Source organism: Spirillospora sp. NPDC049024, from assembly GCF_040649235.1.
Taxonomy (GTDB): domain Bacteria; phylum Actinomycetota; class Actinomycetes; order Streptosporangiales; family Streptosporangiaceae; genus Spirillospora.
The window spans coordinates 256,505-269,666 of record NZ_JBEZFD010000004.1 but is presented as its reverse complement, the minus strand read 5'-3'; the positions used below and the strand labels follow the sequence as shown (position 1 = coordinate 269,666).

Below are 13,162 nucleotides of genomic sequence, written 5' to 3'. Positions count from 1 at the left end.
CGACGGCAGAGTATTCGTCAGGCTGAACCGGACGGTGCCCGGCTCAGGTCCACGATGCAGAAGGGGTTGCCGTCCGGGTCGGCGAGGACGACGAAGTCGGGGTTCGGAGGGTACAGATCCCAATCGAGCCTGCTCGCGCCTAGGCCGACCAGCCTCTCGACCTCGGCCTCCTGCTCGGCGGTGGTGTCCACCAGCAGGTCGAGGTGGAGACGGGGATGGGGCTCGACGGGCGATTCGCTGCGCATCAGACCCAGGGCCCGGCCCGATCCGTCCGCATGATTCAGCGTCTTCCAGTTCGGGCCTTCCCATTCCGGGGAGGCGACCAGGTCTAGCGCGGAGGTCCAGAACGCCACGGCACGGGGAATGTCGGTCACACCGATCACAGGGAATCCGAGTCTCAGCACGTGACCGAGCTTAGAAGGCGCCGAGAGGACATCCCGGCCAGACCGAGCCGTGGCCGGCGCTCGCTCATACTGCGGCCGTTCGGGGGTGGCGCGCTCGGCCACGGCAAGGAACCGATCTTCGGTGTGGATCGTCTCAGCGGGGTGAGCGTGGCGACGACGGTCCTGCCGCTGGCCGGGGTGGCTCTCGGGTCTGCTGGGACGCTGATCGGGCAGTACCTCTCGACGCGGGTCGAGGCGCGGCGGGCGCGGTTCGAGCAGGCGAGCGCGGAACGGTCGGAGCGCAAGGAAGCGCTCATGGAGTTCCTGTCAGCGGCGCAGCAGGTGGAACTGTTCCTGGATCGGCTCTCGATGGGAGAGCGAGTCGAGGAGTCCGAGAAGTGGCAGTACCTGCACTCGCTCTGGCTCGCCAAAAAGGTCTTCGAACTCGTCTGCTCGCCCTCGGTCGCGCAAGCCGCCCACGACTACACCCTCGCCCTTCATGCGCTGCTCCGGGGACAGGACGCGGGTGCACAGTCCAAGCGTGAGCTCCGTTTCGCGTTCATGGAGGCCGCGCGCCGGGAGCTCGGAACGGCGGACGAGCCGCTGAGGCGGGATCCGCAGTTGCCCGCGCCCGGCGAGTAGCTACTCAGGGCGAGTGCGCTTGCGGCCGTATTCCGCGAGGGCGTGGAAGGCGGCCTTGGGTTCCCAGGGCAGGCCTGGGTGGGAGGTGCTCGTGCGGCCTTCCGGGAGGACCTTCACGACGCCGAAGGACGCCTTGTCGAAGTCGCGGTCGTCGCCTTCCGCGTGGGGCAGGTCGTAGCGGGCGAAGGTGTAGACGAAGGCCGCGTCGATTCCGGAGTCCTCGAAGATGTCGAGGAGTTCGCGCAGGTAGTCGGCCTGTTCCTGCTCGTCGCGGACGACCGGGCGGGTGAACCGCGCGGGACGGGCCCGGTCGTTCCATTCGATGACCTCGTCGCCGCGGCTCGCGATGGCGGCGGCGCCGCGGTAGGGGGCGCAGCCGAACTCGGTGACCGCCGCGGGCCTGCCGTGCGCCTTCAGGGCCTGGAGCCCGGCGGGGAGCTGGTCGGCGTTCTGCGCGTCGCGGTAGCCGGCGTCGGTGGCGACCACGTCGAACGCCGTCCAGTCGACGCCTTCGAAGGGCAGGGAGGCGTAGCCGATCCGGCCGCCGAACTCGGCCCGCACGGCCGCGACGGCCTTGCCGAGGAAGGCGTTGACCGCGGCGGGGAGAGTGGCGAGCGCGGTGCGCAGCCGCTGCGGGTCGGTCAGGACGGAGGCCCTTTCGTGGAGCGTGTCGCCGGGGAGGAAGCCCGCGGTGCAGATGGAGATCTCCGAGCCGGTGAGGAAGACCACCTCGGCGCCGTCGCGGCGCAGGCGCTCCGCGCGGGCCGCGCTGTCGGTCAGGAAGTCGAGGAGTTCGTCCTGGGTGAGGTCGTTGGTGAACGGGCAGTACCAGACCTCCAGCCCGGCCTCGGCCGCGAGGCGGGCGGCCGTCTCCAGCCGGTCGCGGTGGCCGCCGGTGATCCGGACGGCGTCGCAGCGCAGCTCGTCGCGGATGACGGCCATCTCGCGGCGGACGGTGTCCGGGTCGAAGGGTTCGCGGGTGGTGGTCCCGGCGCTGGTGAATCCCGTGTCGTAGTTGATGCCGAAGACGCGCATGGTCGTTCCTCCCGAAGATTTAGGGTACGCAACGTACCTTATAGCCTCCACGGCGGAGAAGGGCATCCGGCTTTCTTGGCGTACGCTTCGTACCCAAGGAGCTGAAGGGGAGGCATGGCCGGGAGCGGAGGGTCGCGGCGGCGCGGGGCGGCGCTGGAGGAGGCGATCCTGGAGGCGGCGGCCGAGGTGCTGCGGGAGTCCGGCGCGGCCGGCCTGACCATGGACGAGGTGGCCCGGCGCGCCGGCACGAACAAGAACGCGATCTACCGGCGCTGGCCGAACCGTGTCGCGCTCGGGGTCGCCGCGTACCGCCGGCTGGCCGACGCGGAGACCACGGTGCCGGACACCGGTTCGCTCCGCGACGACGCGCTCGACCTGCTGCGCCGCGCCAACAGCACCTGGTCGTCGCCGTACGGGGAGATCCTGCGCGGACTGATCGCGGCGGCCGGGGGCGCGCCGGAAATGCTCGCCGAGCTGCGGGAGGGCGGCGGTGGCGGCGCTTACGAGGCGGCGTGGCTGACCGTGCTCGGGCGGGCGGTGGCGCGGGGCGAGGCCGCGCCCGAGGCGCTGCATCCGCGGGTCGCGTCCACGCCCGTGGCGCTGCTGCGCAACGAGTACATGGCCCGGGGCGTCCCGGCCGTGCCGGACGGCGTGCTCGTCGAGATCGTGGAGGAGGTCTTCCTGCCGCTGGTCCGGGGGCGCGGCGCCGTCAGCGGATCAGGTTCTTGATGCCGCGGGCCGCCAGGTAGGCGGGGTCCTCGGCACGGCTCTGCAGGACGATGGCCGGACGCTCTCCCCGGTCGACGAGTTTCATGAACGGGTCGAAGAGCCGGGTGAGGTCGGCCAGCGGGATCTCGTCGTCGGGCAGCACGAGGGCTGTGGCGCGCGGCGACGGCGCGGGAGGGCGGGCGTCGTACTCGGCGATGAGCTTCCGGATCGTCCTGCCGATCGGTTTGAGTTCGCGGTCGTTGGTGAACAGGCCGAGGTCGTATTCGAGGTCGACGTATCCGCTGAGTGCCGGGTTCAGGTCGTGGGAGTCCCACCAGGTGATGCCGAAGAGGCCGGCGCAGTCGGCCATGGCGCGGATCGACCGCTCGGTCCATGCGGGGATGTCGGCGGCGTCCATCCAGACGGTGGAGACGCCCGTCTCCTCGATCCAGACCTGGCGCTTCAGGTCGGTGTGGAAGGCCTTGATGAGCTCGATGAAGAACTCGGAGTAGTGCGTGGACGAGGTGGAGAGGGAACCGTAGCGCTGGATCACCTGCGTCCAGCCGGCCCAGGTGTGGTTCGCGGTCATCGTGCCGGAGGTCGCGAGGCCGTGGCGCGTCCAGTACTCGTCGTTCTGCCACGGCCAGTGGTCGATGCCCGAGACGTGGACCTTGCCGGGAGCGACCTTCTCGCAGGTCTCGAAGAGGGCGGTGTGCCAGGCGTCGCCCTGGGCCCGGGTCGCCGCCATTCCCAGGGGCTTGGCGAACCAGTGGATCTCGTTGGACAGGTCGAAGCCCATGAAGCGGCGGTGCCGTCCGACGCGTTCGGCGATCCGGGTGAGGAGCCGCTACTCGCGCTCGATCGCCACCGGGTCGGTGAGGACGTTGCGGATCGCGCCGTCCCCGTTGCCGATGAGGTGCGGCGGGACGAACAGGACGCCGCTGACGGCGCCGTTGAGGACGGTCACCTGCACGTCCAGGCGGCGGCGGTCGGCGAGGTCGAGGAGTTCTTCGAGCCGGTCGAGCTGCTCGCCGCGCACGTAGGAGGCGTTGGGCTGGAGCTCCGACCAGATCAGCATGATGCGGATGTGGTCCATGCCGAGGGACGCGATGTCGTCGAGGTCGGCGGCGATCGAGGCGCGGTCCCAGTCCGCCCAGGAGAACCACCAGTTCTTGCTCGGCACGTAGTTCACGCCGAACCGGAGCCGGCGGCGCGGGCGGTGGCCCGGCCGCGCGGCGTCGGCGCGGGCCGCGGGGACCGGCATGGTCGTCGCCGCGGCGGCCCCCGCGGTCACGCCGATGAACTTCCTCCGGTCGATCGGCGATGCGGCGGGGCGTTCTGGCACGGGCCCTCCAGGAGTCGCGTCCGGACCCCGGAGACTAGGGGTGTCCCATATGTCCGACTAGGCGTCTTTCATGCTTTTCATATGGCCCGCCGTCAGGACTCCTCGAGCGTCCTCGGCGCGGTGGAGGCGCGGATGGCGAGGCGGGGACGCAGGCGCTCGGACGGGGCCGTCCGCCCCGCGAGCAGCTCGGCGAGCAGGTCGAGAGCCCGCGCGCCCATCTCCCGCATGGGCGAGACGACGCTCGTGAGCGGGATGGGCAGTTCCGCCGCGAGGGGCGTGTCGTTGTAGCCGGCGACCGCGACGTCCTGGCCGGGACGCAGGCCGTGGTCGCGCAGGGCGCCGAGCGCGCCGATGGCCGCGAAGTCGTTGACCGCGAAGACGGCCGTGGGCGGCGGGTCGTGGCGCAGGAGGCGTTCGGCGGCGTCGCGCCCGCCGGCCGCGTCGAACCCGCACTGGACGACGTGGGAGTCCGGCACGGGGAAGCCCGCCTCCCGGTAGCGGTCCACGAAGCCGGCGGTGCGGTCGGCGCCGGTGCTGGCGAAGGGCTCGCCCGCGATGACGCCCACGCGCCGGTGGCCCAGGGCGAGGAAGTGGTCGGCGACCAGGCGGCCGCCGAGAAGGTCGTCGCAGGTGACGGACGGGTGCCGCCCGGCGTGCCGGCTGACCAGGACGAACGGGACGCGCCGCTCGGCGAACTCGTCGAGGAAGGCGGCGTCGGTGTGCGCGTCACCGAAGACCAGGCCGTCGACGTGGCGGGACAGCGCCAGTTCGGTGCGCGCCCGCTGCTGCTCCGGCCGGTCGTGGCTGTTCATGACGAAGGTGGTGAGGCCGTGCCGCGCGGCGGCGTCCTCGATGCCCTCGTAGACCGTGGCGAGCACCAGGTCCGACAGCCGGGGGACGAGGACGCCGACGAGGTTGCTGCGCCGGGTGCGCAGGCTGGTGGCGTGCGGGTTGGGGCGGTAGTCCAGCCGGGCGGCCCAGCGCCGGATCTCCTCGGCGGTCTCGCGGGACGCGGCGCGCTGGGCGTCCTCGGCGGAGCCGTTGAGCACCCGGGACACCGTGGAGACGTCGACGCCCGCCGCCTGCGCGATGGTCCGCAGCGTCGCGGGCCGCCGCCGGTCGCTCCGGGCCACTAGTCCGCCCTCCTGTCACCGCGCCCTTGACAGGGCCGCCGTCCGGTGTCTTTTATACAACCCAAACGTTTGACCCAATCGTTTGGGTCACCAAATGATCCACCCGGTCGAGGGGAAAGAGGCGAGCCGTGGCACGAAGGGGCGACGCGGGGAGGCCGGCGTGATCGGCCTGCCGCCGGGGGCGGGCTGGTTCGCCCGCCATACGGTCGCGGGACTGGCCGACGCCCTGCGGGACGGGCGGACGTCCCCGGGGGAACTGGTGGAGCGGGCGCTGGCCGAGGCGTCCCGGCTCGAAGCGCTCAACGCGTTCGTCACGCTCGACGGGCCCGGGGCGCGCGCGGCGGCGGAGCGCGCCGGACGGGAACTGGCCGCGGGCCTGGACCGGGGCCCCCTCCACGGCATCCCCGTGGCGTTCAAGGACGTCATCGACACCGCCGGGCTGCGCACCACGAGGGGTTCCCGCCACCACGCGGAGCGGGTGCCCGAGCACGACGCCGAGTGCGTGCGCCGGCTGCGCGCGGCCGGCGCGGTCATCGTCGGGAAGACCGCGACGCACGAGTTCGCCTTCGGTCCGACCGGCGACCGTTCGCTGAACGGGGCGACCCGCAACCCGTACGGGGACGGGCGGCTCGCGGGCGGGTCCAGCAGCGGGTCGGCCGCGGCCGTGGCCGCCGGGATCGTGCCGCTCGCGGTGGGCACGGACACCGGCGGATCGGTGCGCATCCCCGCCGCGTGCTGCGGGATCGTCGCGCTCAAGCCCACCCTGGGCGCGGTGCCGACCGGAGGCGTCTTCCCCGTCTCGGCCTCCCTGGACACGGTCGGCCCGATGGCGCGGACCGCCGATGACTGCCTGCTGCTGTGGAACGCACTGGTCGGAGGCGACGCGCCGGCCCCGGACATCTCCGGCGCCCGCGTCGGCTGGGTGGCGCCGGACGCCGTCCACCCGGTGGATCCGCGCGTGAGCGCGGCTGCCCGCGCCGTGGTGGAACCCCTGATCGTTCGGGACGTCGCGGTCCCTGACATCGCGCGGCTGCGCTGGGCCTACACCGCGATCCAGGGCGGCGAGGTCCACCGGCTCCATGCGGAACGGATGGCCGCCGCGCCGGAACTCTACGACGAGGAGGTCCTGGCGCGCCTGCGCGCCGCCGGGCGGTTCACCGCCGAGGACACCGCCGCGGCCCGCGAACTCCGTGAGCGGGTCCGGGGCGCGGTGACGGACCTCTTCGGACGCTTCGAGTTCCTCGCCATGCCCACCGTTCCGGTCGTCCCCCCACCGCTCGGCGCCCGGACCCTGGCGCTGAACGGGACGCCCGTCGACGTCCGCGCCGCGCTGCTGGCGTTCACCAGCCCGTGGAGCGTGCTCGGACTCCCCGCCGTCAGCCTGCCCGCCGCCCTCATCGACGGGCTGCCTGCCGGTGTCCAACTGATCGCCCCGCCGGGGGCCGAGCGCCTGCTGCTCGCCGCCGCCCGTCACCTGGCCAAGACGACGTCCGCTGCCCGGCCCTGAAGGAGCAGCCCAGGCCGACCGTCAGCCCGGGGCACCGCACCAAGAAAGGCCCCGCTTTCGGCGTACCGGCCGGCTCGACCGTGTCGGCACCGTGCTCGCCGCCGTGTCACCTCGCCCACGCTTCCGCTTCCCGGCCGCCGGCAAGCACATCCGGGACGCGGTCAATGCGCAACGAGAACGTCCGCGTGCTCGCTGTTCGCGCCGCTTCCGGCTGGTGGCGGGGCGGGAGCGGCGGCTCGGGCGGCGTCCAGGGCGCCGATCGTGGTGGCCAGGGCGAGGAGCACCATCGCGATCCGGAGTGCGATGCGCAAGATCTTCATCTGTGGGATCCCCCGATCCGTCGACTGGATCCTGTACTCCGTGTGATGCGGACGGACCGGGACGTGTTCTCCAAACTCCTCAGAAAAGGAGCAACAGGCGGTTCGGCGGACGGGTCACGTGAGTTGGGGAGCCGGTGCGGTGGCCTGCTCGCGCCGCCAGAGCGCGCGGTAGGGCCCGGGGCGGTCCAGGAGGTCGGCGTGGGTGCCCCGGTCGGCGACGCGGCCCCCGTCCAGCACGATGATCTCGTCGACGGCCTCCAGGCCGGCGAGCCGGTGCGTGACCAGCAGCGTCGTCCGGCCCTCGGTGGCGGTGAGGAGGTCGGCGGTCAGCTCGTCGGCGGTCGCGATGTCGAGGTGCTCGGCGGGCTCGTCGAGGAGCAGGATCGGGAAGTCGGCGAGGAGCGCGCGGGCCAGGGAGATGCGCTGGCGCTGGCCGCCGGAGACCTGGGCGCCGTGCTCGCCGACGCGGGTTTCGAGGCCGTCCGGGAGGGACTCGACCCAGTCGAGGAGCCGGGCGCGGCGCAGCGCGTCGCGGATCTCCTCGTCGGTGGCGCCCGGGCGGGCCAGGCGGATGTTCTCGCCGATGGTCGAGTCGAACAGGTGCGCGTCCTGGGCGCAGAGGCCGATGACCCGCCGGACGTCGTCGCCGGAGAGCGCGCGCAGGTCCACGCCGTTGAGGGACGTCCGGCCGCCGGAAGGTTCCAGGAAGCGGAGCAGGACGGAGGTCAGGGTGGTCTTGCCCGATCCGCTAGGGCCGACGATCGCGCAACGGCGGCCGGGCGCCAGGTCCAGGGAGACGCCGTCGAGGGCGTAGGGCGCGTCGGGCGTCCACCGGGCTCGGAGGTCCTCGACCGCGAGGGTGTAGGGCGCCGCAGGCAGCGGGGCCGGGGCGTCCGGCTCCCGCACCGGGGGCGGGGTGTCCAGGACGGCGAAGATGCGCGCGGCCGAGCGGCGGACCCGCTCCAGGTACTGCGCGGCCATGGGAAGCCCGGCGACGACCTCGAACGCGGCCAGCGGGAGGAGGACGACGACCGCGAGCAGGACGCCGTCGAGTGCTCCCGAGCGGACGGCCGGTACGCCGACGGCGAGACTGCCCCACACGGCCAGACCACCGGCAAGGGCGGAGATGGCGGCGCCCGCCCCCGCGGTCGTGGCGGAACGGGCCGTGGCGCGCGTGAAGTCGCGATCGAGCTGTGCGGCCTTGGCGAGCTGCTCAGGCGCGGCGCCGTAGGCGATGAGCTCCGGTGCGCCCTGCAACGTGTCGACGACGTGCGAGGTGAGTTCGCCGCGCAGGTCGGTCGTGCGGCGTTCGGCGCGGCGGGAGAGGACGGACGACAGCCAGGGGGCGGCGAGCCCGGCGAGCAGCAAGGCCAGCAGGAGGACGACGCCCGCCGAGGGAAGCAGAAGCCAGGCGAGTCCGACGGAGGCCCCGCCGACGACCGCCGCCACGGTGCAGGGCAGCAGCACCCGCAGGAAGAGGTCCTGGACGGCGTCGACGTCGGCGACGAGCCGGTTCAGCAGGTCGCCGCCGCGGAAGGCGGGCAGGCCGGAGGGTGCGAGCCGCTCCAGCCGCTCGTACACGCGGGCCCGCAGGTCGGCGAGGATCCGGAACGTAGCGTCGTGCCCGGCGAGGCGCTCGACGTACCGGAACACGCCCCGGCCGAGTCCGAACGCGCGGACCGCCACGATCGCGACCATCAGCATGAGCACCGGCGGGTGCTGCGCCGCGCGCGAGATCAGCCACGCCGACGTCGCCATGAGCCCGACCCCGCTGCCGAGCGCCAGCACTCCGAACAGCACCGCCAGGGCGAGCCGCCCCCGCGCCGGCCGGGCGAACCGGAGAAGCCGGAAGATCATGCCCTCACCCCCGCCTCGTCCGCGAAGCCGTCGCCGCGGGCCGAGCCCTCCGTCGCAGGGAGCCCGCAGGTTTCACGTGAATCATTCGCGCTCATGTCGTCACCAGGGCCGGGGTGAGCGGGACCGTGCGGTCGGCCATCGCGGCCAGCGCCGGGCGGTGGGCCACGAGGATCACCGTGCGGGACGCGGTCAGGCGGCGGACGGCGTCGAGGACGGCGGCCTCGCTTTCGGCGTCCAGGTTGGAGGTCGGCTCGTCCAGCAGGAGGAGCGGGGCGTCGCGGAGGAACGCGCGGGCCAGGGCGATGCGCTGCCGCTGGCCCGCGGACAGGCCCGCGCCGCGGTCGCCCAGGGGCGTGTCGAAGCCCGATGGCAAGGCCTCGACGAACGCGAGGGCGTTGGCGGCGCGGGCGGCTTCACGGACCTCGGCGTCGGAGGCGTCCGGGCGGCCGAGGCGGATGTTCGCGGCGACGGAGCCGGCGAACAGGTGCGGGCGCTGCGGCACCCAGGCGATCCGCTCCCGCCAGGCGTCGGGCGAGAGGTCGGCGAGGTCGTCCCAGTCGACCAGGACCCGGCCCGAGTCCGGCCGGACGAAGCCGAGCAGCACCGAGAGCACGGTCGACTTGCCCGCACCGCTCGGACCGACGAGCGCGACCGTCTCGCCCGGGTGGACGGTGAGCGAGAAGTCGTCGAGGGCGGGAACGTCGCGGCCGGGGTACGTCACCGTCACACCGTCCAGGCGGAGCGTCGCGCGGTTCGGGTCGGGGACGTCCCGCCGCGTCCCGGCGGGCGGCAGCGGAGTCTCGAGGACCTCGAAGATCCGCGCGGCGGCGGTGAGGCCCTCGACGCTCGCGTGGTACTGCGCGCCGACCTGGCGGAGGGGGAGGTAGGCCTCCGGCGCGAGGATCAGGACGAGCAGCGCGGTCTCCAGCCCGAGGCCGCCCTCCACCAGCCGGAGCCCGATCGACACGGCGACCAGCGCGACCGACAGGGTGGACAGCAGTTCGAGGACGAGGGCGGACAGGAACGCGATCCGCAGGGTGGACATCGTCGCGCGCCGGTGCCGGTCGGTGATCTCGCGGATCCGGTCCGCCTGCGCGCGGGCCCGGCCGAAGATCTTCAGCGTGGGCAGCCCGGCGACGACGTCCAGGAAGTGGGCGGCGAGCAGGGAGAGCGTCCGCCACTGCCGGTCCATCCTGCGCTGGGTGGTGAGCCCGACCAGGATCGCGAAGACGGGGATGAGCGGCAGCGTCGCCGCGATCGTCACCGCGGACAGCCAGTCGCCCAGCAGGATCCGCGCGCCGACCGCCACCGGGACGATCACCGCGAGGACGAGCTGCGGCAGGTAGCGGGAGAAGTAGTCGTCCAGCGCGTCGATCCCGCGGGTGGCGAGGGTGGCGAGCTCGCCGCTGCGCTCGCCGGACAGCCAGCGCGGCCCGAGGGCCAGGGCGCGGTCGAGCAGCCGGCCGCGCAGCTGCGACTTCACCGCGGCGGACGAGCGGTGCGCGGCGACCTCCTGGAGCCACGCGACGAGCGTCCGCCCGAGGACGACGGCGAGGAGCAGCAGCAGCGGGGTGCGCAGGTCGTCGAGCGAGGCGCCGCCCAGGAAGGCCCGGGTGAGCATGTCGGCGAGGAGCGTCGCCTGCGCGATGATCAGCCCGGCGGTGGCCGTGCCGAGCAGCACGGACGCCGCCAGGAAGGGGCGCGTCGTGCGGGCGTGGCGCAGCAGCCGCGGGTCGAGGGGTTTCATGCGACCGGCTGCTTCACGGGGATGTGGGACGTGCCGATCCGCTTGCGGAAGACCCAGTACGTCCAGCCCTGGTAGATCATCACGATCGGGGTGAACACCACGGCCACCCACGTCATGATCTTCAGCGTGTAGCCGGAGGACGCGGCGTTCGCGGTGGTCAGGCCGCCGGTGCCGAGCGTGGACGGCAGGACGTCCGGGAACAGCGCCAGGAACAGGGTCGCGACGGCGAGCACGATGGCGGCGCCGGTCCCGATGAACGCCCAGCCCTCGCGGCCGCGCCGGTTGGCCGCCGCGGCGGCGAGCAGGCCGGCGGCGGCGCCCGCGGCGGTGAGCCAGGTGACGGGCTTGCCGTACTGGAGCTGGGTGATCAGCAGGAACCCGCCCCCGGTGACGACCGCGGCGACCACGGCGAACTCCGCGATCCGGCGGGCCCGCGCCCGGACGCCCCCGGACGTCTTGAGCGCGAGGAACACCGCGCCGTGCAGCAGGAACAGCGTCACGGTGGTGAGCCCGCCGAGCAGCGCGTACGGGCTGAGGAGATCGGCGAGCGATCCGGCGTACTCGTGGTCGGCGGCCAGCGGCACGCCCCGCACCATGTTGGCGAACGCGACGCCCCACACGAACGCGGGCACGAGGCTGCCCCAGAAGATCGCCTTGTCCCAGCGGGCCCGCCAGCGGGCGTCGTCGCGCTTGCCGCGGTACTCGAACGCGACGCCGCGGACGATCAGCGCGAGCAGGATCGCGAGAAGCGGCAGGTAGAAGCCGCTGAACAGGGTGGCGTACCACTCGGGGAACGCGGCGAAGGTGGCGGCGCCGGCGACGATGAACCACACCTCGTTGCCGTCCCACACGGGGCCGATGGTGTTGATGACGACGCGGCGCTCGACGTCGTCGCGGCCGAGCACGGGCAGCAGCATCCCGACGCCGAAGTCGAACCCCTCCAGGAAGAAGTAGCTCGTCCACAGGAAGGCGATGATGATGAACCAGGCGGTGGTGAGTTCCATGACGGGGCCTCAGTAGGCGAACGCGAGCGAGCGCTCGGAGTCGGAGTCGGATCCGGGGCCGTCGGACGGCGGCGGCAGCACCTCGTCCTCGGACGGCGGCCCGGCCTTGGCGTACTTGAGCATCAGCCCGGTCTCGATGACCAGGAGGACGCCGTAGAGCACGGTCAGCGACACGACCGAGATGAGCATCGACGTGGCCGTGACGCCGGGGGAGACGCTGGACGCCGTCTTCAGCACCCCGAACACCGACCAGGGCTGCCGCCCCATCTCGGTGAAGATCCATCCGGCGGAGCTGCCGATGAAGGGCAGGGTCAGCGACAGGATGCCGATCCGGTACACCCAGGGGTTGGAGGGGAGCCGGCCGCGCCGCAGCAGCCACAGCCCGGCCAGCGAGACCAGCGCCATGACCATCCCGGCGCCGACCATGACGCGGAAGTTCCAGTAGATGACCGGGATCATCGGCCGGTAGTCGCCGGCGCCGTAGCGTGCCTCCTCGGCGGCCTGGACGTCGTTGATGCCCTTGACCTCGCCGTCGAGGGTGCCGGTGGCGAGGAAGGACAGCACCCGCGGCACCTTGATCCCGAAGACCTCCTCGTCGCCGTTCAGCGTCCCCACGGTGAAGATCGAGAAGGACGCGGGCTGCTCGGTCTCGTAGAGGGCCTCCGCCGCGGCCATCTTCATCGGCTGCTGCTCGGTCATGACCTTGCCCTGCAGGTCGCCGGTGATCGCGACGCCGATGGACGCGATCGCGGTGACGGCGAGGGCGAGCTTCAGCGACGGCCGGAACACCTCGACGTTCCTGCGGCGGGCCAGGTGCCAGGCGCTGACGCCGGCCATGAACATGCCGCCGGTGGCGAACGCCGCCGTCATCGTGTGGGGGAACGCGACGAGCTGGGTCGAGTTGGTCAGGACGGCCCAGAAGTCGGTGAGGACGGCGCGTCCGGACTCGTGGTCGATCCGGTAGCCGACGGGGTGCTGCATCCAGGAGTTCGCGGCGAGGATGAAGTAGGCCGACAGCAGCGTCCCGACGTGCACGATCCAGATGCAGGCGAGGTGCAGCCGCTTCGGCAGCCGGTCCCAGCCGAAGATCCACAGGCCGAGGAAGGTCGACTCGACGAAGAAGGCGAGCAGGCCCTCGATGGCGAGCGGCGCCCCGAAGATGTCGCCGACGAAGCGGGAGTAGTCACTCCAGTTCATGCCGAACTGGAACTCCTGCACGATGCCGGTGACGATCCCCATCGCGAAGTTGATCAGGAAGAGCTTGCCCCAGAACTTGGTGGCGCGCAGGTACGCCGTCTTCCCCGTCCGCAGCCAGGCCGTCTGGAGCACCGCGACCAGTGCGGACAGCCCGATCGTGAGCGGGACGAAGAGGAAGTGGTACACGGTGGTGATCCCGAACTGCCACCGGGCTATGTCGACGGTGTCCATGGGCGCAGGCCTCTCCCGCTCAAGTACTACAGGCTGTAGTACTACATCCTGTC

Annotated in this window: 13 protein-coding genes; 3 read left to right on the top strand and 10 right to left on the bottom strand. The window is 72.6% G+C overall.

Annotated elements, in window-relative coordinates:
- Positions 1 to 17: 17 nt before the first annotated feature.
- A complete protein-coding gene (locus tag AB0C21_RS09380) occupies positions 18 to 404 on the bottom strand; it encodes a VOC family protein (RefSeq protein ID WP_500203556.1) in 387 nt (128 codons plus the stop codon).
- Here AB0C21_RS09380 and AB0C21_RS09375 point away from each other — a divergent pair, their 5' ends adjacent.
- The gene (locus AB0C21_RS09375; RefSeq protein ID WP_500203555.1) at positions 405 to 1,025 is read left to right on the top strand and encodes a hypothetical protein; all 621 of its coding nucleotides are present in this window, start codon (positions 405 to 407) and stop codon (positions 1,023 to 1,025) included.
- On the opposite strand, the gene AB0C21_RS09370 is transcribed toward AB0C21_RS09375, so the two are convergent.
- Positions 1,026 to 2,060: a glycoside hydrolase family 113 protein gene (locus tag AB0C21_RS09370; protein WP_500203553.1), complete on the bottom strand. Its 1,035-nt coding sequence runs from the start codon at positions 2,058 to 2,060 to the stop codon at positions 1,026 to 1,028.
- Positions 2,061 to 2,174: 114 nt separating this feature from the next.
- On the opposite strand from AB0C21_RS09370, the gene AB0C21_RS09365 reads away from it, so the two are divergent.
- The gene (locus AB0C21_RS09365) at positions 2,175 to 2,789 is read left to right on the top strand and encodes a TetR/AcrR family transcriptional regulator (protein ID WP_149262738.1); all 615 of its coding nucleotides are present in this window, start codon (positions 2,175 to 2,177) and stop codon (positions 2,787 to 2,789) included.
- Here AB0C21_RS09365 and AB0C21_RS09360 read toward each other — a convergent pair.
- From AB0C21_RS09360 to AB0C21_RS09350, 3 genes are all read right to left on the bottom strand, one after another.
- Positions 2,770 to 3,567 carry a hypothetical protein gene (locus tag AB0C21_RS09360; protein WP_500203552.1) on the bottom strand — a complete coding sequence of 266 codons (798 nt, stop codon included), beginning with the start codon at positions 3,565 to 3,567 and terminating at the stop codon, positions 2,770 to 2,772. The genes AB0C21_RS09365 and AB0C21_RS09360 overlap by 20 nt on opposite strands.
- A 48-nt stretch (positions 3,568 to 3,615) precedes the next feature.
- Positions 3,616 to 4,113 (bottom strand): hypothetical protein, encoded by a 498-nt coding sequence (locus AB0C21_RS09355; RefSeq protein WP_500203551.1) that lies wholly within the window; start codon positions 4,111 to 4,113, stop codon positions 3,616 to 3,618.
- Between the two features lie 92 nt (positions 4,114 to 4,205).
- The gene (locus tag AB0C21_RS09350; protein ID WP_500203550.1) at positions 4,206 to 5,246 is read right to left on the bottom strand and encodes a LacI family DNA-binding transcriptional regulator; all 1,041 of its coding nucleotides are present in this window, start codon (positions 5,244 to 5,246) and stop codon (positions 4,206 to 4,208) included.
- 160 nt (positions 5,247 to 5,406) lie between these two features.
- On the opposite strand from AB0C21_RS09350, the gene AB0C21_RS09345 reads away from it, so the two are divergent.
- Complete coding sequence (locus tag AB0C21_RS09345; protein ID WP_500203549.1) at positions 5,407 to 6,753, top strand: amidase; 1,347 nt, start codon at positions 5,407 to 5,409, stop codon at positions 6,751 to 6,753.
- Between the two features lie 161 nt (positions 6,754 to 6,914).
- Here AB0C21_RS09345 and AB0C21_RS09340 read toward each other — a convergent pair whose 3' ends face one another.
- From AB0C21_RS09340 to AB0C21_RS09320, 5 genes are all read right to left on the bottom strand, one after another.
- Positions 6,915 to 7,073, bottom strand: a complete 159-nt coding sequence (locus AB0C21_RS09340; RefSeq protein ID WP_500203548.1) for a hypothetical protein — start codon at positions 7,071 to 7,073, stop codon at positions 6,915 to 6,917.
- A 114-nt stretch (positions 7,074 to 7,187) separates the two neighbouring features.
- Positions 7,188 to 8,930 (bottom strand): thiol reductant ABC exporter subunit CydC, encoded by a 1,743-nt coding sequence (gene cydC / locus AB0C21_RS09335; RefSeq protein ID WP_500203547.1) that lies wholly within the window; start codon positions 8,928 to 8,930, stop codon positions 7,188 to 7,190.
- Positions 8,931 to 9,021: 91 nt separating this feature from the next.
- Positions 9,022 to 10,677, bottom strand: coding sequence for a thiol reductant ABC exporter subunit CydD (gene cydD, locus AB0C21_RS09330; RefSeq protein WP_500203546.1), 1,656 nt, complete (start codon positions 10,675 to 10,677; stop codon positions 9,022 to 9,024).
- The gene (gene cydB / locus AB0C21_RS09325; RefSeq protein ID WP_500203545.1) at positions 10,674 to 11,681 is read right to left on the bottom strand and encodes a cytochrome d ubiquinol oxidase subunit II; all 1,008 of its coding nucleotides are present in this window, start codon (positions 11,679 to 11,681) and stop codon (positions 10,674 to 10,676) included. Before cydB ends, cydD begins: the two co-directional genes overlap by 4 nt.
- A gap of 9 nt (positions 11,682 to 11,690) precedes the next feature.
- A complete protein-coding gene (locus AB0C21_RS09320; RefSeq protein WP_500203544.1) occupies positions 11,691 to 13,109 on the bottom strand; it encodes a cytochrome ubiquinol oxidase subunit I in 1,419 nt (472 codons plus the stop codon).
- Positions 13,110 to 13,162 lie beyond the last annotated feature (53 nt).